The following is a 21,624-nucleotide window of genomic DNA, read 5'->3' as shown; positions in this document are numbered from 1 at the left end:
ATTCAAGGTTGTGGGGCTCTTTTTTTTTCTAAGCAGAAGTTATCGCATATTTTAATGAAAAAAAGTTGTAAATATCATAATAAGTCATTGATGAAATAATTTACCATTGATACTATTGTTATACACTCTGTCAATATATTCAATATTTTAGCTAGAGCTATTTTAGCAAAATTATTTTAGGAGATGTACCAATGAAAGCTAGGGTAATCCGTTATTATCGTTTTGGCAAACCATGTGAAGTGTTAAGTATGGAAGAAAAAGATGTGATACCCCCTGGCCCCGGTGAATTAGCAGTGAGGATGTATGCTCGGCCTATTAATCCCTCCGATATCATTCCTGTTCGAGGAGCTTACCCGCATCGTACCCGTTTACCAGCTGTTCCCGGGTTTGAGGGTGTGGGGATAGTAGAAGCAGTAGGACCGGGAGTATCCAATCAAATGTTGGGGCGCCGTGTCTTGCCGCTAAAAGGTGAGAATACTTGGCAGGACGTCGTGAAGACTTTGGAGCAACATACGATTATTGTGCCGAATGATATCGATGATCAATCAGCCAGTCAGCTCTATATTAATCCGGTGACGGCTTGGTTGATCTGTACAGAGGTGCTTAAGCTTACGTATGGTGATACCCTGATTGTGAATGCAGGGGGATCTGCGATCGGACGAATCTTTGCACAGATCTCAAAAATCAATGGATTTAAGTTGATTGCGCTTACGAGAGATGATCGTCATACTGCTGAACTGTATCGTCTTGGAGCAGTTTCTGTTATCAATACGACGAACGAGTTGCTACAGGCTAGAATTACGGAATTAACAGAGGGGTGCGGTGCTGATGCAGTCGTGGATTGTATTGGAGGGACAGACGGGGAACAGTTAGTCAGTTACCTTAAACCAAATGGGACGGTCATCAGTGTAGGACTGCTTTCGGGTATCACACCTTTATGGCATGAAGTAACCCGGGGAACACAAGTTCAAGTGAAACTTTTCTGGTTAAAGCATTGGGTGGAACGCTGTTCGCAAGAACGCTGGGAACAGGTATTTCATGAGGTGATAGAGCTGGTCAGAGCAGGGAGACTTGTCATGGCAAACATTGGGGCGACGTATGAACTAACGAATGTACACCAGGCTATTGCAGCGGCTGAATCGGGTATCGAAGGGAAGGTTCTCTTATTACAGTAATACATAAGACATAGAAAAAACTCAACATAAAGAATGCGTAATTAACAACTAATTCATATTGGGTGCCTTGTTGTGAAGATTAAAGATATAATGTTTACTGCGATTATGGCAGCCGTTATTGCAGTACTTGGACTGTTACCTCCGATTCCACTACCATTTTCTTGGGAGGAGTAGATACTCCGATCCACGATTGGTAATCCATAGCTTGCATCTCCTTTGACTGACCATGTCTTGTATTAGATCGAAGACAGTTAGAATCATAAATGTTTTATCGCAGAAAATTATTTTTTCGAAAATAAAGGTACACAAAAGATACATAATGAACTAAAATGAACTTATATGAACATTATCAAACTCAATACCAACTAATTTAAATGACGAAAGGAATGGATTAATAATGGAAAATCGTTATGCTGCACATCCCAATGAAGTGAAAACGTATGATACATCTCGCCTGCGTGAGGAATTTTTGATGGAGCAACTGTTTGCAACCGATGAATTGGTAACGGTGTATTCTCATGTGGATCGTTATATTGTGGGAACGGCTGTACCTGAGAGTAAGGACATTACCCTTGAAGTGGACCTGAAGGATATCGGAACGAACTTTTTCCTGGAGCGTCGTGAAATCGGTATCATTAATGTCGGTGGTCACGGAACAGTGACAGCGGACGGACAAGGTTATGAGATTGGAGCGAAGGAATGTCTCTACATCGGTAGAGGTGTGAAGGAAGTTGTTTTCACGAGCAGTGACAAGGCTCAACCTGCCCAATTCTATTTTGTATCCACACCGGCTCATCACACCTATCCAACAGTAAAAGCAACACAAGAACAAGCTCAGCCGAATCATCTGGGCAGCATCGAAACTTCCAATGAGCGTACGATCTATCGTTACATTCACCAAGGAGAAGGTGGAATTCAGAGTTGTCAGTTGGTGATGGGTATTACCGAACTCGACAAGGGTAACATGTGGAACACGATGCCTGCACATACCCATAACCGCCGTTCCGAAGTATACTTGTACTGGAACTTGCCTGAAGACGGTGTTGTATTTCATATGATGGGTGAGCCAAACGAAACACGCCATCTGGTTGTACGTGATCGCCAGGCGATCATTTCCCCAAGCTGGTCCATTCACAGTGGTGTGGGTACAAGCAATTACACCTTCTGTTGGGCGATGGCTGGTGAGAACCAGACGTTCGAAGATATGGACGGCGTAGCGATGAAAGACCTGAAATAATAAATTACAGATGTCTGAGTTAAATTGACAGGGTAGACACTAGGCCGGAGGGGACAGAAAGGACCTGAAGAATCGAAGCTAAAAGCTTTCTGGAAAGAAAGCTGCTTCGAAAGCATAAGCTTGCCTTTATCACCAGATTTCTCCCTTTAAATAAAGGATCAAAGGAAATATGGGGATAAGAGTGCTCGGAAGGTTTTCTGTACCCGAAGTGTACGTGTGAAACTGCTATTTGACTCAGGTAATATAGGAAGTTGATTATGATGAATCCATTGAAAAGACATGAAAAAATTATGGAGGCTCTGCTGGAGCGCCAGGAAGTAACCGTCAGTGATCTGAGTGAGTTGCTGCAGGTGACTGGGAAGACTGTGCGAGAGGATCTCGACAAGTTGGAGAGTATGGGGTTGCTCGTACGTGTCCACGGTGGTGCTATGCTGGCTCAGAATGATCAGTATGGCATCTTGAATAGCCGCGGAGTTGCCGAGAAGCATCATCCGGAGAAGACGGAGATTGCTGAACGTGCCCTTACTTACATTCGACCTGGAGATATCGTTGCCCTCGATGGTGGCAGCACCACGCTGGAGATGGCCAAACGTCTCGATAATCAACCACTGACGGTGGTGACCAATGACCTGTTCATTATTGCGGAGTTGACCAAAAAGGAGCAAGTGCGACTGGTTGTGCCTGGCGGGGCGCGTGTACGGAATATGTTGGTTGGGGATGATACGGCTGCGTTTATATCCAGTCTTAACATTCATAAAGCCTTTATATCCACGACAGCCCTTCATCCCGAATTTGGATTATCCATATACACGGGAGATCTGGTTCCTTTGAAAAAAGCAATGATATCTGCCTCGCAGCAAGTATACGGCGTTGTGGATCATTATAAATTTGGACAATTTGCACTTCGGACTTTTGCCCAGTGTTCGGAACTGGACTACATTATCAGCGATAGTCGTTTGGATGAAGAGACGGCTGCCTTATACGAGCAGAGCGGTGTCACAGTGGATTATCAAAGTTAACCTCATTCATTATTCATGGGATTAAAGAACGGACGGCTCTAAGGATTGCATATCAAAACCATGCGGAGGAATCATTCATGAACCCATTTGATTTAAGCGGACAAGTTGCACTGGTGACAGGTACCTCGGGAGGACTTGGACAAGGGATGGCCATTGGTTTGGCAGAAGCAGGTGCTGATGTGGTGCTGGTCTCTTATTCCAAGCCTGCGGAAACGGCAAGTGCCATTGAAGCACTCGGACGCAAGGCTTATGTGATTGAAGCGGATTTAAGTCGTGAAGATGAGTTGTCGGCTGTGTTCGAACAGGCGCTTGCGTTCCAGGGCAGAATTGACATTCTCGTCAACAATGCCGGAATCATCCGTCGCACACCTGCGGCTGATCATGCAGGGCAGGACTGGCATGATGTAATTGGTCTGAACCTGAACACTGTATTTTTCCTAAGCCAATTGGCAGGCAGACATATGATTGAACGCGGAAGTGGCAAAATCATTAATATTGCTTCCATGTTGTCCTATCAAGGTGGGATCAACGTGCCAGGATATACAGCCAGTAAACATGGCGTTGCCGGTTTAACCAAAGCACTCGCCAATGAATGGGCAGGTAAAGGAATCCAGATTAACGGTATCGCACCTGGTTATATGGAAACCGATAATACTACCCAGATCCGTGCGGACGAGAATCGGTACCGGGATATTACAGCCCGTATTCCTGCGGGGCGTTGGGGAACACCAGAAGATCTGAAAGGCCCGGTTGTCTTTCTGGCATCTGCCGCTTCGGATTACCTGAATGGTCATGTGCTGAATGTCGATGGAGGCTGGATGGCACGTTAATCGTTTGATAATCGGATTAGCATAAGGAGGCAGTGAGATGAAACTTGGTATTCTGGCACATACATTTGGCAAACAGCCTACAGCACAGCTTGCACAGACGATTGCGGATAACGGATTTAATTCCGTACAGCTGGCGCTGGCCAAAGCATTATCAGATGTGGACTCATCAAATGGCAAGCTGAGCCCCGGACTGGCAAATGAGATCGGAGATCAATTTGCACAGCGCGGGGTGAAGATTGCAGTACTGGGCTGTTATATTAATCCGATTGACCCTGATCCAGTAAGACGACGTGCGGACATTGATCGATTCAAGGAGCATCTGCGTTATGCCCGGGATTTTGGTTGCAGCATGGTAGCAACGGAGACCGGGGGCTTGGACACCTATCAGGATACACATCCGGATGGATATGAAGAGAAGGCGTGGAGTGTGCTGAAAGAAACGGTTGAGGAGTTGGCTGAGGAAGCGGAGAAATGGGGCGTGCATGCGGCGATTGAGCCTGTGTCCACACATACCCTTCATACGCATGAACATATGACACGTTTGTTTGAAGAGATTCCTTCATCGAATCTGGGGATGCTGTTCGACCCGTGTAATTTGATCAAACAGCCACATGCAGCAGATCAAGGGGCTTTCTTGCGTGAGGTGATGGAATCGCTGTATCAGCGCATGATTGTGATCCATGCGAAGGATGTAGCCTTTGATGCACAGGGAGAGAAGTTCAACCCAGTACCTGGGGCAGGAATACTGGATTACCCGTTATTTTTTGAATTGCTAAAAACGTATAAGCCACATATCGATATTTCACTTGAAGGCGTAACTGCGGAGGAAGCTGTACCTGCAGCCAAACATTTGCGTGAAGTATGGAGTGCAGTTCGGGTCTAACAAAACCCTGGCTTCGGTATTGCATACCTAAGCAAAGTAGCTGAAAAACCTTTGCGAGGGCAAAGGTTTTTTTAGTACAGAAATAAATAGTGTACATATTTAATTTTTCTTATCGGAACAATCGGAAATAAGTCTTTTCAAATACGACATCTTGTGAGAGAATATGGAAAACATATGCCACCATGTGAAGACATCAGGAACTTCAAGAACGTATATATCGAGGGAGGATTCAGATTTATGTCAAACGAACGTGAGCTTTCATTTGAAACATTGGCAATTCATGCAGGCCAGGAGATTGATCCAACCACCAACGCACGAGCTGTACCCTTGTATCAGACAACATCCTATGGATTCAAGGACACCGAGCATGCAGCTAACCTGTTTGGTTTGAAAGAGTTTGGCAACATCTATACCCGTTTGATGAATCCAACAACCGACGTGTTTGAGCAACGGATTGCAGCGTTGGAAGGCGGAGCTGGCGCGCTGGCTACAGCTTCTGGTCAAGCAGCCATTACGTTTTCACTTCTGAATATTGCTGGTGCAGGCGATGAGATCGTGTCTTCGGCGAGTTTGTATGGAGGTACATACAATCTGTTCTCGACGACTTTGCCAAAATTGGGTATAGACGTGAAATTTGTGGATTCCAGTGATCCTGAGAATTTCCGGGCAGCGATTACGGAGAAAACGAAAGCATTGTATGCCGAAACGATCGGTAATCCAAAGGGGAATGTACTGGATATTGAAGCGGTAGCAGCTATCGCTCATGAACATGGAATTCCTTTGATCGTGGATAATACGTTCCCAAGTCCGTACCTGCTTCGTCCCATCGAACATGGCGCAGATATTGTCGTTCACTCTGCAACGAAATTTATTGGGGGTCATGGTACATCCATTGGTGGCGTTATCGTGGATAGCGGAAAATTTGACTGGAAAGCAAGTGGCAAGTTCCCTGGATTGACGGAGCCGGACTCCAGTTATAACGGTGTTGTATATACGGAAGCGGTTGGACCGATTGCTTATATTATCAAAGCTCGTGTACAGCTATTGCGTGACCTGGGTGCAACGATCTCTCCATTCAACTCCTGGTTGTTGCTGCAAGGACTGGAGACGTTACATTTGCGCGTAGAGCGTCATAGTAGCAATGCCCTTGCAGTTGCGGAATTCCTTGAGAAACATGAGGATGTGTCATGGGTAAGTTACGCAGGTCTGCCGAGCCACGGTTCTTACGAGCTTGCACAGAAGTATCTGCCAAGAGGGCAGGGTGCCATTCTGACCTTTGGAATCAAAGGTGGTGCGGACGCGGGGCGCAAATTGATTGAAAGTGTCAAACTGTTCTCTCACCTTGCGAACGTGGGCGATTCCAAGTCACTGATTATTCACCCGGCAAGTACAACTCACGCGCAGTTGACCGAAGATGAACAAACCGCAGCAGGGGTTAATCCGGAGTTGATTCGTCTGTCTGTGGGTACGGAGAACATTCAAGACATTATCTATGATCTGGAGCAAGCCATCAAAGCAAGTCAGGGAGCAAGTGTAGGCGCGTAAAAATAAATAATCTGGTAGTCGCCATCCTTTAAGGACTGGCGGCTTTTATTTATCTATTTGCAGAATATCAAGAAAATACCCATTTACAAATGAGGATCACAGGCATATACTGATTAAAAGTTGTATTGGGTAAAAATAATTGCACAAGTACAAAAATGATTATCATTCTCATTCGAGATTATTGTAAAATCATTCACAAAACCATGCTGCTGCGGGATTCCCGCAGCAGCATGTGTCATTTTTAGGGCATTAACAATGGCTCTCATTCTCAATACAACTTCATTTCTGGAAGCGGAACTTGAGCACATTCACTATCCGCAAACCTACCATTCGAAAGGAACGTGATTCATATGCAAGCGATACATCAACCTCTACACAGACAGAAACAAGCAGAACAACGCTCATCCCAAACACCCGGCCCCAATCGGGGCAAGAAACCTGATTTTAAAGCCATGATGCAGAATAAAGAGATGCAATCTGCATTGGGCAGCGGGCTGTTGATGCTGATTGCCTGGGGAACTGCACCGTATTTTGGTACCTTATCCATCATGCTCTACATTGTGGCGTATGCCGTGGGCGGTTGGACCAAAGCGAAGGAAGGTATCGAGACACTGGTTAAGGACCGTGATCTGGATGTAAATCTGCTGATGATTGCCGCATCCCTTGGGGCAGCAGCCATCGGTTACTGGAATGAAGGCGCGATGCTTATCTTTATTTTTGCACTCAGTGGTGCGTTGGAAAGTTATGCGACAGAGCGCAGTCATAAGGATATCTCATCGTTGCTCGCACTTAAGCCGGAGACTGCACTGCGTATTGAAGATGGACAGATGAATCTCGTGGCTATTGATGATCTGCAGCCGGGTGATCTGCTGTTGGTCAAACCGGGAGAACTGATTCCTGCGGATGGCGTGGTGTACCGGGGGAGTTCTTTTATCAATCAGTCGTCCATTACTGGAGAATCCCTGCCTGTGGACAAAGTTGCGGGGGATGAAGTCTATGCAGGTACGGTAAACGGGGAGGGCGCCTTATACGTAGAGGTTACAAAATCGGCTGAAGGGTCACTGTTTGGCAAAATCATTAAAATGGTGGAAGAAGCGCAGGCAGAAGTGCCGGATTCCCAGCGTTTCATGGAGCGGTTTGAAGGAATTTACGCACGTATTGTTGTAGGGGTGACTTTACTTGTCATTGCAGGAACTCCGCTGCTGCTTGGCTGGACATGGAATGAGGCATTTTACAAAGCGATGGTATTTCTGGTGGTTGCTTCGCCTTGTGCATTGGTGTCTTCCATCATGCCTGTTATGCTGTCCGCGATGTCCAGCAGCGCCCGCCGGGGCATTCTTTTCAAGGGAGGTGCCCATATGGAGAATATGGCTCGCACGCAGGTCGTGGCTTTTGACAAAACAGGTACATTGACCATGGGCACCCCGCAAGTCACCGATATTATTACGGCTGAACATGTAGATCGTACCCAGCTGTTAGCTGCGGTAGCGGCGATTGAGAACATCTCCATGCACCCCTTGGCTCGTGCCATCGTAGATCAGGCGAACAAGGAGAACATTACACTTCAGGAAGCGGAGCACGTACAGGCTCTAACAGGCTGGGGTATCGAAGGAACTATAAATGGTGTGGTCTGGAGTATTGGCAAAACAGATGTAATGGAATCGATGCAGTCAGAGGAGATGAAAGACAGCAACGTTGATGATCCAGATAAACAGGGTGTTACCCCTGTGAAGGTGTCTTCTGAGTGGGACGATGTACGCTCTCATCTTGAGGGGGAGGGGAAAACCGTATCCGTTGTTATGGCTGATGGTGAATTAGTCGGGCTGATCGCCATGCGGGATACGGTACGGCCACAGGCAGCAGCTGCAGTGAAAAAGCTTGAAGTGATGGGTGTAAAAGTTGTCATGTTAACAGGAGACCGAGCCAGATCAGCTTCTGTAATTGCCCGTGAAACAGGAGTAAGTATGGTCTATGCAGATTTGCTGCCTGAAGATAAAGTGAAGCAGGTTCAAGGCCTCCGCAAAAAGTATGGTCCTGTGTTAATGGTAGGGGATGGTGTCAATGATGCACCAGCACTTGCAGCAGCTACTGTTGGTATGGGGATGGGATTGTCGGGTAGCGGAACTGCATTGGAGGTCGCTGATGCGGTACTGATGAACGATAACATTGAAGAGATCGCTTGGGTGATTGGGCAGGCCCGGCGAGCACAGCGCACGGTGAAGCAGAATATGTTTTTTGCCATTACCGTTATTCTGGCTTTAATTGCTGGAAACTTCCTCCAAGACGTTGCATTGCCTCTGGGTGTGGTAGGTCATGAAGGCAGTACAATTCTGGTTATTTTGAATGGGCTTAGGCTGCTACGGTAATCAGATTTGGAGAGAAAGATGGTTAATTGGTTTCGCTGGTAGTATGCGGCTGGTTGAACAGCTTACGATTGAACCTTGGGTCAGCGGGTAATGATTCGAAGAGACGATTCGATAATAAGGGAGCTGTGAAATATGGGACGTTATGTACAAGTGGAACCAAATGTAAAAGTATATGTTGAAGATATTGGCGAAGGAACCCAGGTTGTCTTTTTGCACGGCTGGCCTGTTAATTATAAAATGTTTGAATACCAATTGAATGTACTGCCGAACCATGGCATTCGTGCCATCGCGATAGATTTTAGAGGATATGGCTTATCAGATAAACCTTCCACAGGATATGATTATGATCGCATGGCAGACGATGTTCGTGCCGTTATCGATGATCTGGAGCTGAAGGACGCGGTACTCGCAGGATTCTCCATGGGTGGAGCGATCGCAGTACATTACATGGCTCGCCATAAGGGACATGGTGTCTCCAAGCTGGCCTTGTTATCTGCGGCAGCCCCTGTGTTCACACAGCGCGAAGGTTATCCATATGGATTGACTCCAGAGCAGTTGAACGAGCAGATCATTGAGCCGATCTTTGCAGATCGTCCGAAGTTGCTGGAGACGTTTGGCGGCATGTTCTTTGCGAAGAAACACAGCCAGCCATTCATGGATTGGTTCCACGCGCTTGGCATGGAGGCTTCATCCTATGGTACCATTCGCAGTGCAATTGCGTTGCGGGATGAGGACTTGCGTGGTGACCTGAGTTCGATCCAGGTTCCAACAGCCATTTTGCACGGGAAAAAGGATGAGATCTGTCCGTTTGAATTCGCCGAGCAGATGCACCAAGGTATCGCTTCGTCTCAACTGATTGCTTTTGAAGAGAGCGGTCATGGTGCATTCTATGATGAATTGGAAAAATTCAATTCGGAACTGATACGTTTCATCCAATCCTGATCAGGAGAGGGCATAATGCCTCTGACAGGCGGTTCCAGTAATTTCATGGAATCTTCATTTGTGGCTAAACAAAGAAGTCGGTCGACAGTCTTGGACTGTTCGCCGGGTTCTTTAGTCTTCAATTAAAACAGTTCGGTCAGACCAATCATCGTGATGAGCCCGAGCAAAAAGGACATCGTCGCCACACGTGCATTGCCATCGCCGTGACTCTCGGGAATAAGTTCCTTATAAACAATGAACATCATCGCACCGGCTGCAAAGGCCAGACCATAAGGCACAAGACCAGCTACGAGACTGCTCAAGGTGTAACCAATCATAGCTGTAATAATCTCTACCGCTCCGGTCAGGGTGGCAATACCCAGTGCTTTGAAGCGGCCAATGTTCTGGTTCACAAGAAAGAGGGCCACCAAGAATCCTTCCGGTGCATTCTGCAATCCGATGGAGAAGGCAATGAGATTGCCCAGGTTCTCATCCGAGCTTGCATAGCTGACGCCAACGGATAACCCTTCCGGCAGGTTATGCATGGTGATGGCTGCAATAATCATGAAGGCTTTGGTTTCAATTTTAAAAGGCATTTTCTCGGGATTCTCCAGATCGACGTGTGGAATCTTCATCTCCAGCACCAGTAGAACCAGGCTACCAAGCATAATACCAAATGCAAGTACAAAGAGATTCGATTGGCCAAGCGCTTCCGGAATAAGATTATAAACCGAGGCCGAGGTCATAATACCTGCGGCGTATGCCAGCAAGATATCACGCAGACGGTGCGATATTTTGCGCATAAATAGAATTGGTACGGCCCCTAGGCCGGTAGACATGGCTGATATAAAACTGCCAATGAGTGCATCGTTCATGCTTCCATTTTCCCTCCTGATGAAGACTTCTTCATAATCGCTGCCGAGCATTGACACCGTACATAAAAGAGATCATAATGAACAACAGATTAGAATGATTATAAATTAGAATTCCGTTTCTGCATAGGGCCATTGTCATTTCACAGGCAGGTCTTGTGGACATGATGTGGGCTTTTCGTTCTAGTGTATGCAAAAGCCTAAGCTTTTGATGCCGGAGGGTCTAACCTTTTTGCAGAACCCGGGGGAGGAACTATACATGTATAAATCAATTATTATTGGAACAGGCCCTGCAGGGCTGACAGCAGCAATCTATCTGGCACGTGCCAACTTGAACCCACTCGTTATTGAAGGACCACAACCTGGTGGCCAACTGACAACAACGACTGAAGTGGAGAACTTCCCAGGTTTCCCTGATGGGATTATGGGTCCTGAACTGATGGATAACATGCGTAAACAAGCCGAGCGCTTCGGTGCTGAATTCCGCACAGGCTGGGTGAACAACATCGACATGAGTGAGCGTCCATTCAAGATTCAAGTTGAAGGTATGGGTGAACTCGTATCCGAAACATTGATCCTGTCTACAGGCGCATCTGCTAAATATCTCGGTATTCCTGGCGAAGAAACGAACGTGGGCCGCGGTGTCAGCACATGTGCAACATGTGATGGATTCTTCTTCCGTAACAAAGAAATCATCGTCATCGGCGGTGGCGACTCTGCTCTTGAGGAAGCAAGCTTCCTGTCCCGTTTCGGTTCCAAAGTAACACTGGTACACCGTCGTGAAGAACTGCGTGGCTCCAAAATCATGCAGGATCGTGCACGCAGCAACGAAAAAGTAGAAATGGCTTTGAACCGTACACCACTCGAAGTACTTGCTGGCGACAACGGTGTAACCGGACTGAAAGTGTTGAACAACGAAACAGGTGAAGAAGAAGTGATTCCGGCAAGCGGCGTATTCGTAGCGATCGGTCACACACCAAACACTGGTTTCCTTGGCGGACAGATCACTACGGACGAACATGGATATATCCTGACTACACCAGGTACATCCGAGACAAACATCCCAGGCGTATTTGCATGTGGTGACGTTCAGGATACACGTTACAAACAAGCGATTACAGCTGCAGGTAGCGGATGTATGGCTGCCATGGACACAGAGAAATACATTGAGAGCTTGGAGCACAGCGCAGTTGTTCTGTAATAGAATGAGCTGATTCCAACCAAACTATAGATTAATATAAAACCATATGAGGTGAATTAAACATGGAAAACGTAATTGTATATACATCAACGAACTGCCCGAACTGCAAATCCGTAAAAACGTTCCTGGCTGACAAAGGTATCTCTTATGAAGAGCGCAACATCGAAACAAGCGATGAATTTGCACAACAAGTATGGGACATGGGTGTACGTGCCGTGCCATTGACTGTAATTGGTGAACACCGCATTCTGGGTATGAACAAAACTCAATTTGCCAAAGCATTGGACGCTTAAATCAGGCTGATTATGTGAATCATCATGTGTTGAAAGAAATTTTCGATTCATATGCAATTCCGGTTTTCGCGAGCCGTTAGGATATAGAAAGAACCGTACCCGGAAGGGTACGGTTTTTTGTGCGTTTTCTTTGAGTGAATCGGATGAAGTGGTATCTGGTCGCAAACATCATTCGGAATTGTCCGATGTACAGAAGTGCGATATCATTTTCTTAAGTCGCAGAGCATAATTGAGGTGAACACGCAGCATGATTATAGATCAGGAGGAGCATTTTCCCTTCTGGGAACAGGCGAGTATACGAGATATTCATGTTGAACGAGCTATTCTTGCAAAGGGTGAAAGAACATTATTCACGATGCAGTCCAGCAGTTTTTTCTGTATAAAGAGGGGGAACTTACTGGTATTGCTCAATCAGAAGACCTATTCCATCCATCCTTTTGAGATTATTCATGCTCCTTCCAAAAGTCTGTTTGAAGTTAACGCAGGTTCAGACGGAGCAGAGTATATACTGATTTCGTATAAAGCAGAACGACGGTCAACGTCCGGTGATGAGCCGCTGTTTGTAGATGAACGCAAAGATCCAACTTACAATACATATCGTGTGACACTAACGCAGCCAATGATGTTATATGAAATTGCAGATCGTATGTTAGAGACCCAGCAGCAGGAGGGACCTTGGTTTCCGCTTCAACTTAAGGCATCTTTCTATCAATGGGTTTATCATATGGTGGAACAATACAATCTACAGTCTCTGGTCGTCAAAACAGCTAGTCCAGTCGAGTTGGTCATACAGACTCTGGAGTACCTGTTGCAGAACTATGCAAAACCGCATACGTTGGATTCTTTGGCTGGAGTGATGGGGCGGAGTCCGGGTCATCTCTCGAATTGTTTCAAACAAGTGCTTAATCGTGGACCGATTGACTGTCTAATCCGTCTAAGTATGCAAAAAGCATATAAACTATTGGCCGAGACGAAGCTTCCGTTACGAGTAATTGCTTCATCTATCGGATATCAGGATGCATATTATTTCAGCAATGCCTTTAAAAAGTACAACGGAATTTCTCCACAGATGTATCGGAAGCAAATCAAGGAGGAAGATGTTATATCCTTAGCAGGAAGAAATCATATTGTTGGCTCTCCAGACCCGTGTTATATTCCATTTTATGATAATGATAATTATTATCAATATTTAGATGGAGGGTCTGAAGACATGTTAAGAAATATAAAGAAAGTACCGATCGCACTGCTCCTGGCATTTGGATTACTGCTAAGTGCATGCAGTGGGGGTTCTTCGGTACATACGGGAAGTGCAGCAGGAGATGGTAGTACGGCTCAATCGGAAGCAACAGCTGGTGAGGCGAGCAATTCAAACGAAAATAATACAAATCAAAATAATCAGGCCACAAAACGCATAGTTAACACTTCTATGGGTGAGGTAGAGGTACCAGCGAGTCCTCAACGTGTCGTAACGGACTTCTTTTTGGGGCATATTCTGGCACTGAACGTTAAGCCCGTGGGTAGTAATGGCTTGTTTATGCAAAATCCTTATTTAGAGGGACAAGTCTCTGGTATTGAGGATGTTTCGGACAATCTGGAGGCAATCACTGGTCTGAATCCGGATTTGATTGTTACAGGTGATGCCCAAAGTTACGAGGCTTATTCCAAAATTGCACCAACCGTTTATCTGGACAACTCAGCACCAGTTCGTGATCAGGTGAAGGAACTTGGAGTCATGCTTGGTAAAGAGGCGGAAGCATCGGCATGGCTTATCGAGTTTGAAAAGAATTTGGCTTCAGCCAAGGAACGTTTGAGCGGTATTATCAAAGAGGGAGAAACTGCTACGGTTTTTGCCGGGGGAATTGTCAAAAACATCACGCTCTATGGTAATGCATATACAGGCAGAGGTATTCATGGCGAATTGGGTATTCCCATGAACGATAATGTGCAACGCGAGGTTGATCCGAAAGTGGGTTGGGCTACAATCTCAAGCGAGATTGTGGAGACATACGCCGGTGATCGTGTGTTTATGGCCGTGGATGCCAAAGCGGAATCGTTTGACTATGCAAGTGATCCGGTGTGGGGAACGCTAGACGCAATCAAAAACAATGAGTTATACGAAATTGATGGCTACAAATTCTATTTCTCCGATCCGATCTCAGTCATGGGTCAGATTCAGGATATTGTCGACATGATGGAAGAACGCGCTCTAGAGAATTCTAAAAAATAGTGATCTAACCTAGGTAACGTGAAAATCCCCTTACCGTTGTAATGTGGAGCACATGGTAACATGAACTCCAGGAATTACTGCGAAAGGGGATTTTGTATTTTATACAGGTGAGTTTACTTTAGAATAGAGTAATTTGTAGTAATCTGACGGGTTCACATACTAGTTAAAGCAATTGGAATTAAGGCCATTATAATAATAACCGACATTACTATTTTTTTAGTTCGGGATTTGATCATTATTTTTCGTGAGGTATACCAATTTCCAAAATTATAAAATCTAGAATGAATAAGAAAAGTTATCAAACAATTAATTACAAAGAGTATCAAAATATAATCTTTTGGATTAACACTCATCATAGGATAAACTTGCAGTTCTATACCCCATAGTAGGGTTATACCAATAAAATAAAGGATAGAACAAAGTATAAAATCAAACAGGAATCCAGATGTCTGTTTGAGCATATTAAAGCTCCTCTCTGATCAAGTGCAAACAATATTAAATTCTAATTAACGATAATTTTACATTAAAAAGTAAAAAAACATACTGGTTTAACTACTTTTGTTCCGTTAACTAGGATTAAAGAGTAAGTCAAAAAACTCCGTTGCCTACCTTCTTCAGAGGTCGGATCTCGAAACAAGGTAAAAGTATTAAATATATAGGTACCCAACCTCAAAGATTGAAATTGTAAATCCTGCATGGATCCAAGATAGCATTTATATGATGGAAGAACGAAATTAAGAGAATTTGATTTGTCCATAATTCAACATCCATGTTGAGAATGGACTCATGGCAGCTGAAAAATCCCCTTGCGTAAATAATTCAGAGTACATGATAACGTGTACCCATGAATGACTGCGAAAGGGGATTTTGCATGAAAACAAATAATTACATCTAGAAAAAAATACTCATGAAAGTCTGAAATACAACATACACCAGCAATCCTGACAGCATGTACATGAAACCAGCCTTCTTTTTGCTCTGGAACAATCGGAGTATGCCAAGGCTGAACAGGGGCGCAAGCACAATCAGGAACAGGAGGACGGTGACAAACATTTGCGCCGAGATATCTGAAGTATCCACGTAGGTCACGCTTTTTTTCACTCCGTTTCGTTATCGGAATTAACACAGCTTGATTCACACAGCCATGACAAAAATCACATAACCCCATTATACATCTGGATTTCTTTAACAAAAAGGGAGGAAATGGGGCGAAATGATGTCAATTTTCATCTGTTATTAGACAGATACCCTAATTTTACCTAAAAACTGGGATATCGCAGAGTAAGCGGCACCAACGCGGGTGGAACGGCTGCCCAGAGCTGCCCATTCAATCTGCAAACTGCGGCGATGATAAGGTAATGTACGTTCCTCGACAACTTGTTTTAACGCTGTTTCAATCCAAGGACCTGCTTCAGAGAGCGGACCGCCAATGATAATACGTTCCGGATTGAAACTGTTAACGATATTGGTAATGCCAATCCCCAGTTTGCGTCCAATCGTGTTGTATAATTCCTGAACAGCATCGTGGCCTTGCTCCGCATAATGAATAAGCTCGCGTGTGGTATGAGCAGGTAATTTTAGCTGATGGTCCGGGTGCTCGTAGGCTTTTTCCGATGCGTATAACTCCCAGCAACCACGGTTTCCGCAGGAACAGGGAAGACCTTCCGCTTCAATGGACATATGGCCTGTTTCCCCTGCGTAGCCCCACGCGCCTTTGTATAATTCACCATCTACCATGATGCCTGAACCAATCCCCATGCCTGCACTGATGTAGATCATGTGACGGACACCGATACCTGCCCCAAAATTCAACTCTCCATGAGCACCAGCATTGGCTTCATTATCAATCGTTACAGGCAGTTGAAATTCTTCTTCAAGCATCGAGCGCAGAGCTACCTTCTCCCATCCCAAGTTGGGTGCAAACAGGACCGTTCCTGCCTCATCCACCATGCCGGGCACCCCGATGCCAATACCAATGACTCCATGAGGGGAAGCAGGAGCTGCTTCAATGAGCTGTTTTGCTGCCAATTTCAATTGCTCCAGTACAGAGGACACGTCATGATGTTCCAAGGTCACTGCGTACTCTGTAATGATGTGTCCTTCGAGATCTGTAAGCACGCCTTTCAAATGGGTCACACTGAGTTCCAGACCGACTGCATAGCCTGATGTCCCTCGGAACAGCAGCATAAGTGGTTTACGTCCGCCGCTGGATTCCCCAGGGCCGATCTCCTGCACTAGGTCATCACTGATCAGATCAGCAACCAGGTTGGATACCGTTGCTTTGTTCAGCCCCGTAACCTCGGACACTCGTGCGCGAGAAAGAGGGGCATGGCGCCGGATCGTATCGAGAACGATCGACTTGTTTATTTTTTTGACCAGCATCTGGTCTCCGGTAATTTTCATATGGTTAAGGCACTCCTATTCTTCTGATAAAAGGGTTCTGACCCACATCCGAAACAAGTTATTCGACTATTATAGCGTAAACAAACATGTAAAAAACAATTTTATTTTACTTTGTTTAACCAATAGACAAAGTTTATTTGATGTGATAGGATAACAGTGTAAACGATTTCTTAAAACTATTGAGGAGGCATTTTACACATGGCCTATTTTGAATCCGTTAATAAAATTGCATTCGAAGGTAAAGATTCCAAGAATCCTTTTGCTTTTAAACATTATAATCCAGAAGAAGTGGTAGCCGGCAAATCGATGGAAGAACATTTCCGTTTCGGCATGGCTTACTGGCATACATTAACTGCAGGCGGCAGTGACCCGTTTGGTGCGGAGACAGCTGTTCGTTCGTGGGATAAATACTCAGGTCTGGACCTCGCGAAAGTACGCGTGGAAGCGGCATTTGAATTTTTGGAAAAAATGAATCTCCCGTTCTTCTGTTTCCACGATGTGGACATTGCACCAGAAGGCAACAACCTGCGCGAGTTCTACAGCAACATTGATACAATCGTTGATCTGATTGAAGATCATATGAAATCCAGCGGCAAAAAACTGCTCTGGAACACGGCGAACATGTTCTCGAACCCACGCTTCATGTTTGGTGCAGCTTCCACTTGCAACGCAGACGTGTATGCTCACGCTGCGGCACAGATCAAGAAAGGTCTGGAAGTGGGTAAACGTCTGGGCGCTGAAAACTATGTATTCTGGGGCGGTCGTGAAGGTTACGACACATTGCTGAACACAGACATGCAACTGGAGCAAGACAACATTGCTCGCATGTTCCACATGGCTGTAGACTACGCGAAGGAAATTGGCTTTGACGCACAATTCCTGATTGAGCCTAAACCAAAAGAGCCAACGAAACACCAATATGATTATGATGCAGCAACTTCCATTGCATTCTTGCAAAAATACGGTTTGGACAAACACTTCAAACTCAACCTGGAAGCGAACCATGCTACACTGGCTGGTCACACATTTGATCACGAAATCCGCGTTGCTCGTACAAACGGTATGCTCGGTTCCCTCGATGCGAACCAAGGCGATATGCTGATCGGTTGGGATACAGATGAGTTCCCGGTTGACATGTACGATGCTACGTTGACAATGTATGAAGTATTGAAAAACGGCGGTATCGGCCGCGGTGGTGTGAACTTTGACGCAAAAGTACGTCGTGGTTCCTTCGAAGCAGACGATCTGTTCCTGGCACACATCGCAGGTATGGACACGTATGCAAAAGGTCTGAAAGTAGCAGCGAAGTTGATTGAAGATCGCGTATTCGATGACTTCATCGAAAAACGTTACAGCAGCTTTAGCGAAGGTATTGGTGCAGATGTGGTTGCAGGTAAAGCAACACTTGCTTCCCTTGCTGAGTATGCACTCAACAACGAAAGCCCACGCAAAAACCAATCCGGACGTCAGGAATTGCTGAGAGCACAACTCAACCAGTACATCCTGGCTGACTAATATCGGATAGGCAGGGTGGGTGCATGTCAACCACTGATGGTTACTCAACTCATATGTGTTGGACATTAGTATCCAAACTAGCCTATGCACAAGATTAGCTTGTACCATGGAACGCCTGAACAAGCATGACATTCGGACCGTCCCCGACTTTCCCTTGGGAAGACGGGGGCGGTTTTTAAATTTTTGATATAAATGTTTGTCTAAGATGGTGCATGCAAAACGGAGTGAGAAGAAAGGACTCGAGGAAGCAAAGCGTTCGCTAAGAGCTTTCTGAGAGAAAGCTGGCTTCGGAAGCATAGGCTTATCCCCGGATTTCACCCTTGCTAAAGGGTATAAAGGAAATCCGGGGGTAACGGCGATCCGAGTGTTTTCTGATCACGGAGTGACCACATGAGAATCAAGGTTTCATTATAACCAATGACGAATCAAGGTCATTGGATCAATCTTTCTGTTATAAGAACGAGTACGTTTTACTCGTTTCATATCCATGTGTGTCCAGGATCATGCATGCAAAACGGAGTGAGCAGAAAGGACCCGAGGAAGCGAAGCGGTCGCATTTATCCCCGGATTTCTCCCTTGCTAAAGGGTATGAAGGAAATCTGGGGGTAACGGCGATCCAAGGGTTTTCTGATCACGGAGTGACTTTCATGCGTACTTGGATCTTTCGTGGATATAACCTGTGATAAACGAGAGGAGTTAACCTATGAGTTACGTAATTGGTGTCGATCTTGGAACCAGCGCGGTCAAAACCGTGTTGGTCAATCGTGAAGGAAAAGTGGCATTTGAAGCATCCGAGGCATATCCGTTGTACCAGCCCAAGGCTGGATACAGTGAACAAAATCCCGAAGATTGGGTAGAGCAGACGATTGTTTCCATGCGTAAATTGCTCGAAGTGTCTGGCGTGCAGCCTTCGGAAATCGAAGGACTGAGCTTCTCGGGCCAGATGCATGGACTGGTCTTGGTGGATGCAGAAGGTAAACCGCTGCGGAATGCAATCCTGTGGAACGATACACGCACAACGGCTCAGTGCCGCCGGATCGAAAAAGTACTGGATGGCAAGCTGTTAAGCATTGCCCGGAACCGTGCATTGGAAGGCTTTACCTTGCCAAAAATTTTGTGGGTTCAGGAAAACGAGCCTGAATTGTTACAGCAAGCATCCTTGTTCTTGTTGCCAAAAGACTATGTTCGTTATCGCCTGACAGGGGATTATGCCATGGATTATTCCGATGCAGCGGGTACCTTGTTGCTGGACGTAGCAGGCAAACAGTGGAGCAACGAGATTGCAGAAGCATTCGAGCTGCCAATCTCCCTATGTCCACGTCTTGTGGAATCGTTTGAGGAAGTGGGCACCTTGTTGCCGGAGATTGCGGACCAAACGGGTCTTGCGGCTGCGACAAAAGTATATGCAGGTGGCGCGGACAATGCGTGTGGTGCCATTGGCGCAGGCATTCTGAGTGAAGGACAGACGATGTGCAGCATCGGAACGTCCGGGGTTGTGCTTTCCTACGAAGAGCGTAAAGATCTCGACTTCGAAGGCAAAGTACACTTTTTTAACCACGGAGAGAAAGATGCCTTCTATATTATGGGGGTAACGCTTGCCGCAGGATACAGCCTGTCCTGGTTCAAGGATACATTTGCAGCGGACAAATCATTTGATGAGCTCTTGCAGGGCATTGATCAGATTCCGGCGGGCAGCAACGGATTATTGTTCACACCGTATATCGTTGGGGAGCGTACACCTCATCCGGATGCTAATATCCGTGGCAGCTTCATCGGTATGGATGCGGGGCACAAGCTGGAGCACTTTGGACGCGCGGTGATGGAGGGCATTACCTTCTCGCTGCGCGAGTCCATTGATATTCTGCGTGGTGCAGGCAAAACAGTCAATGAAGTCATCTCCATTGGTGGCGGTGCCAAGAACGAAGCTTGGTTGCAAATGCAGGCTGATGTCTTTAACGCCACGATTGTGAAGCTTGAGAGCGAACAGGGTCCTGCGATGGGTGCAGCAATGCTGGCTGCCTATGGCTGTGGCTGGTTCCCGTCCTTGCAGGAATGTGCAACAGCGTTTATTCGTCCAGCGAAGTCCTATGAGCCGAACCCGGAAACGGTTGCCGTCTATGATGGACTGTTTGCACTGTATCAGGAAGTCTATGGACAGACACGTAGTCTCAATGATCGTTTGGCTGAATACCGTTAATTCATTTATTTCACTACATTAATCTTGTGATCACATTAAAAGCATCCGCGAAGGCGGGTGCTTTTTTGTCGTTCATCAAGATTAACCCCATGAAAGGTTTACTTGGCCTGCATATCCGCATTCCGGCTCTGCATAGATTGGAAATAGAGGATTGTGATTCGTCTAGGCATCGTGTGTCCGACATTTTAATAGGTAGAAGCTTGAGCATGGGGGTGAAGATTTGGATGGACATGAAGAACATGGAAGACCACATATTACCTTGTCGATGATCGTTCGTAATGAAGAGAATCGCTATCTCAGGCAGGCACTGGAGAGACATCGTCCCTGGATTGATCGCGCAGTAATCATTGATGACGGAAGCACGGATGGAACGGTCGCGCTGTGCAGGGAACTTCTGGATGGTATTCCACTCGTATTAGTGGAGAACGCTGCTTCACGTTTTGCAGACGAGGTAAGCTTGAGAAAACAACAATGGGAAGAGACGGTGGCGACCAATCCGGAGTGGATTTTGAATCTGGATGCGGATGAGATTCTAACCAGTGACTTTGGGGTGGTACGGGATCTGCTGCTCAGTGGCAATGAAGATGCGATCTATTTCAGATTGTTTGATATGTGGAGTGAGACGCATTACCGGGAAGATGAGTTCTGGCAGGCGCATGCCTATTACCGGCCATTTCTGATTCGTTATCACCCGGGGATGAGCTATGAATGGAAGGAGACACCCCAGCATTGTGGTCGTTTTCCGTTAACGATCCAGCATTGGTCCTATGGATGTCATGCTCCCCGGGTGAAGCACTATGGTTGGGCGCGGGAAGAAGACCGCATCCGCAAATATGAACGCTATCAAGCACTGGACCCTGAAGCAAGATACGGTTGGAAGGAACAGTACGAATCGATATTGGATCAAGAGCCACGACTGTTGGCATGGTTCGAGTAAGGA

The 21,624-nt window shown here is 46.1% G+C and carries 17 protein-coding genes; 14 read left to right on the top strand and 3 right to left on the bottom strand.

Annotated elements, in window-relative coordinates; translation table 11 throughout:
* Positions 1 to 191: 191 nt before the first annotated feature.
* The 8 genes from NZ043_RS04790 to NZ043_RS04755 all read left to right on the top strand — a co-directional run bounded on the left by NZ043_RS04790 (position 192) and on the right by NZ043_RS04755 (position 9,997).
* Positions 192 to 1,175, top strand: coding sequence for a zinc-dependent alcohol dehydrogenase family protein (locus NZ043_RS04790; protein WP_133387167.1), 984 nt, complete (start codon positions 192 to 194; stop codon positions 1,173 to 1,175).
* A 397-nt stretch (positions 1,176 to 1,572) separates the two neighbouring features.
* Positions 1,573 to 2,412 carry a 5-dehydro-4-deoxy-D-glucuronate isomerase gene (gene kduI, locus NZ043_RS04785; protein ID WP_091038526.1) on the top strand — a complete coding sequence of 280 codons (840 nt, stop codon included), beginning with the start codon at positions 1,573 to 1,575 and terminating at the stop codon, positions 2,410 to 2,412.
* A 260-nt stretch (positions 2,413 to 2,672) separates the two neighbouring features.
* Positions 2,673 to 3,431: a DeoR/GlpR family DNA-binding transcription regulator gene (locus NZ043_RS04780; protein ID WP_165980415.1), complete on the top strand. Its 759-nt coding sequence runs from the start codon at positions 2,673 to 2,675 to the stop codon at positions 3,429 to 3,431.
* 77 nt (positions 3,432 to 3,508) lie between these two features.
* Positions 3,509 to 4,261, top strand: a complete 753-nt coding sequence (kduD, locus tag NZ043_RS04775) for a 2-dehydro-3-deoxy-D-gluconate 5-dehydrogenase KduD (RefSeq protein ID WP_062836432.1) — start codon at positions 3,509 to 3,511, stop codon at positions 4,259 to 4,261.
* Positions 4,262 to 4,298: 37 nt separating this feature from the next.
* The gene (locus NZ043_RS04770) at positions 4,299 to 5,144 is read left to right on the top strand and encodes a sugar phosphate isomerase/epimerase (protein ID WP_074096473.1); all 846 of its coding nucleotides are present in this window, start codon (positions 4,299 to 4,301) and stop codon (positions 5,142 to 5,144) included.
* Between the two features lie 237 nt (positions 5,145 to 5,381).
* On the top strand, positions 5,382 to 6,689 hold the full coding sequence (locus NZ043_RS04765) for a homocysteine synthase (protein WP_036668035.1): 1,308 nt from the start codon (positions 5,382 to 5,384) through the stop codon (positions 6,687 to 6,689).
* 350 nt (positions 6,690 to 7,039) lie between these two features.
* A complete protein-coding gene (locus NZ043_RS04760) occupies positions 7,040 to 9,055 on the top strand; it encodes a heavy metal translocating P-type ATPase (protein WP_339310825.1) in 2,016 nt (671 codons plus the stop codon).
* Positions 9,056 to 9,187: 132 nt separating this feature from the next.
* Positions 9,188 to 9,997: an alpha/beta hydrolase gene (locus tag NZ043_RS04755; RefSeq protein WP_133387164.1), complete on the top strand. Its 810-nt coding sequence runs from the start codon at positions 9,188 to 9,190 to the stop codon at positions 9,995 to 9,997.
* Positions 9,998 to 10,119: 122 nt separating this feature from the next.
* Here the strand turns inward: NZ043_RS04755 and NZ043_RS04750 are convergent, their stop codons facing one another.
* Positions 10,120 to 10,851 (bottom strand): ZIP family metal transporter, encoded by a 732-nt coding sequence (locus NZ043_RS04750; protein WP_036606933.1) that lies wholly within the window; start codon positions 10,849 to 10,851, stop codon positions 10,120 to 10,122.
* A 256-nt stretch (positions 10,852 to 11,107) separates the two neighbouring features.
* Here NZ043_RS04750 and trxB point away from each other — a divergent pair, with 256 nt between their 5' ends.
* The 3 genes from trxB to NZ043_RS04735 all read left to right on the top strand — a co-directional run bounded on the left by trxB (position 11,108) and on the right by NZ043_RS04735 (position 14,569).
* Positions 11,108 to 12,049 (top strand): thioredoxin-disulfide reductase, encoded by a 942-nt coding sequence (gene trxB / locus NZ043_RS04745; RefSeq protein ID WP_036668032.1) that lies wholly within the window; start codon positions 11,108 to 11,110, stop codon positions 12,047 to 12,049.
* Between the two features lie 62 nt (positions 12,050 to 12,111).
* Positions 12,112 to 12,342 carry a glutaredoxin family protein gene (locus NZ043_RS04740; protein ID WP_036668031.1) on the top strand — a complete coding sequence of 77 codons (231 nt, stop codon included), beginning with the start codon at positions 12,112 to 12,114 and terminating at the stop codon, positions 12,340 to 12,342.
* Positions 12,343 to 12,589: 247 nt separating this feature from the next.
* Positions 12,590 to 14,569, top strand: coding sequence for an AraC family transcriptional regulator (locus NZ043_RS04735; RefSeq protein WP_339310823.1), 1,980 nt, complete (start codon positions 12,590 to 12,592; stop codon positions 14,567 to 14,569).
* 891 nt (positions 14,570 to 15,460) lie between these two features.
* On the opposite strand, the gene NZ043_RS04730 is transcribed toward NZ043_RS04735, so the two are convergent.
* Positions 15,461 to 15,658, bottom strand: a complete 198-nt coding sequence (locus NZ043_RS04730) for a hypothetical protein (protein ID WP_017692236.1) — start codon at positions 15,656 to 15,658, stop codon at positions 15,461 to 15,463.
* Positions 15,659 to 15,805: 147 nt separating this feature from the next.
* Positions 15,806 to 16,972 carry an ROK family protein gene (locus NZ043_RS04725; RefSeq protein ID WP_289390393.1) on the bottom strand — a complete coding sequence of 389 codons (1,167 nt, stop codon included), beginning with the start codon at positions 16,970 to 16,972 and terminating at the stop codon, positions 15,806 to 15,808.
* A gap of 198 nt (positions 16,973 to 17,170) precedes the next feature.
* On the opposite strand from NZ043_RS04725, the gene xylA reads away from it, so the two are divergent.
* The 3 genes from xylA (at position 17,171) to NZ043_RS04710 (ending at position 21,621) form a co-directional block, all read left to right on the top strand.
* Entirely contained in the window at positions 17,171 to 18,487 is a 1,317-nt protein-coding gene (xylA, locus tag NZ043_RS04720; RefSeq protein ID WP_036606941.1) for a xylose isomerase, read from the top strand.
* A gap of 703 nt (positions 18,488 to 19,190) precedes the next feature.
* Positions 19,191 to 20,684 carry a xylulokinase gene (gene xylB, locus NZ043_RS04715; protein WP_339310820.1) on the top strand — a complete coding sequence of 498 codons (1,494 nt, stop codon included), beginning with the start codon at positions 19,191 to 19,193 and terminating at the stop codon, positions 20,682 to 20,684.
* A 220-nt stretch (positions 20,685 to 20,904) separates the two neighbouring features.
* Positions 20,905 to 21,621: a glycosyltransferase family 2 protein gene (locus NZ043_RS04710; protein WP_339310818.1), complete on the top strand. Its 717-nt coding sequence runs from the start codon at positions 20,905 to 20,907 to the stop codon at positions 21,619 to 21,621.
* The last annotated feature ends 3 nt before the right edge of the window (positions 21,622 to 21,624 follow it).

The sequence above is a fragment of the Paenibacillus sp. FSL k6-2145 genome (assembly GCF_037976585.1).
In the GTDB taxonomy this organism is placed as follows: Bacteria; Bacillota; Bacilli; order Paenibacillales; family Paenibacillaceae; genus Paenibacillus.
The sequence above is the reverse complement of the archived record's forward strand: the minus strand, read 5'-3'. Positions and strand labels throughout refer to the sequence as shown.

Excerpts from the sequence above, each read along its gene's own strand:
- NZ043_RS04755 (WP_133387164.1), top strand. The coding sequence starts at position 9,188 with ATGGGACGTTATGTACAAGTGGAACCAAATGTAAAAGTATATGTTGAA.
- kduD (WP_062836432.1), top strand. The coding sequence starts at position 3,509 with ATGAACCCATTTGATTTAAGCGGACAAGTTGCACTGGTGACAGGTACC.
- kduI (WP_091038526.1), top strand. The coding sequence starts at position 1,573 with ATGGAAAATCGTTATGCTGCACATCCCAATGAAGTGAAAACGTATGAT.
- NZ043_RS04765 (WP_036668035.1), top strand. The coding sequence starts at position 5,382 with ATGTCAAACGAACGTGAGCTTTCATTTGAAACATTGGCAATTCATGCA.
- NZ043_RS04770 (WP_074096473.1), top strand. The coding sequence starts at position 4,299 with ATGAAACTTGGTATTCTGGCACATACATTTGGCAAACAGCCTACAGCA.
- NZ043_RS04760 (WP_339310825.1), top strand. The coding sequence starts at position 7,040 with ATGCAAGCGATACATCAACCTCTACACAGACAGAAACAAGCAGAACAA.
- xylB (WP_339310820.1), top strand. The coding sequence starts at position 19,191 with ATGAGTTACGTAATTGGTGTCGATCTTGGAACCAGCGCGGTCAAAACC.
- NZ043_RS04735 (WP_339310823.1), top strand. The coding sequence starts at position 12,590 with ATGATTATAGATCAGGAGGAGCATTTTCCCTTCTGGGAACAGGCGAGT.
- NZ043_RS04725 (WP_289390393.1), bottom strand. The coding sequence starts at position 16,972 with ATGAAAATTACCGGAGACCAGATGCTGGTCAAAAAAATAAACAAGTCG.
- NZ043_RS04790 (WP_133387167.1), top strand. The coding sequence starts at position 192 with ATGAAAGCTAGGGTAATCCGTTATTATCGTTTTGGCAAACCATGTGAA.
- NZ043_RS04780 (WP_165980415.1), top strand. The coding sequence starts at position 2,673 with ATGAATCCATTGAAAAGACATGAAAAAATTATGGAGGCTCTGCTGGAG.
- xylA (WP_036606941.1), top strand. The coding sequence starts at position 17,171 with ATGGCCTATTTTGAATCCGTTAATAAAATTGCATTCGAAGGTAAAGAT.
- NZ043_RS04740 (WP_036668031.1), top strand. The coding sequence starts at position 12,112 with ATGGAAAACGTAATTGTATATACATCAACGAACTGCCCGAACTGCAAA.
- NZ043_RS04750 (WP_036606933.1), bottom strand. The coding sequence starts at position 10,851 with ATGAACGATGCACTCATTGGCAGTTTTATATCAGCCATGTCTACCGGC.
- trxB (WP_036668032.1), top strand. The coding sequence starts at position 11,108 with ATGTATAAATCAATTATTATTGGAACAGGCCCTGCAGGGCTGACAGCA.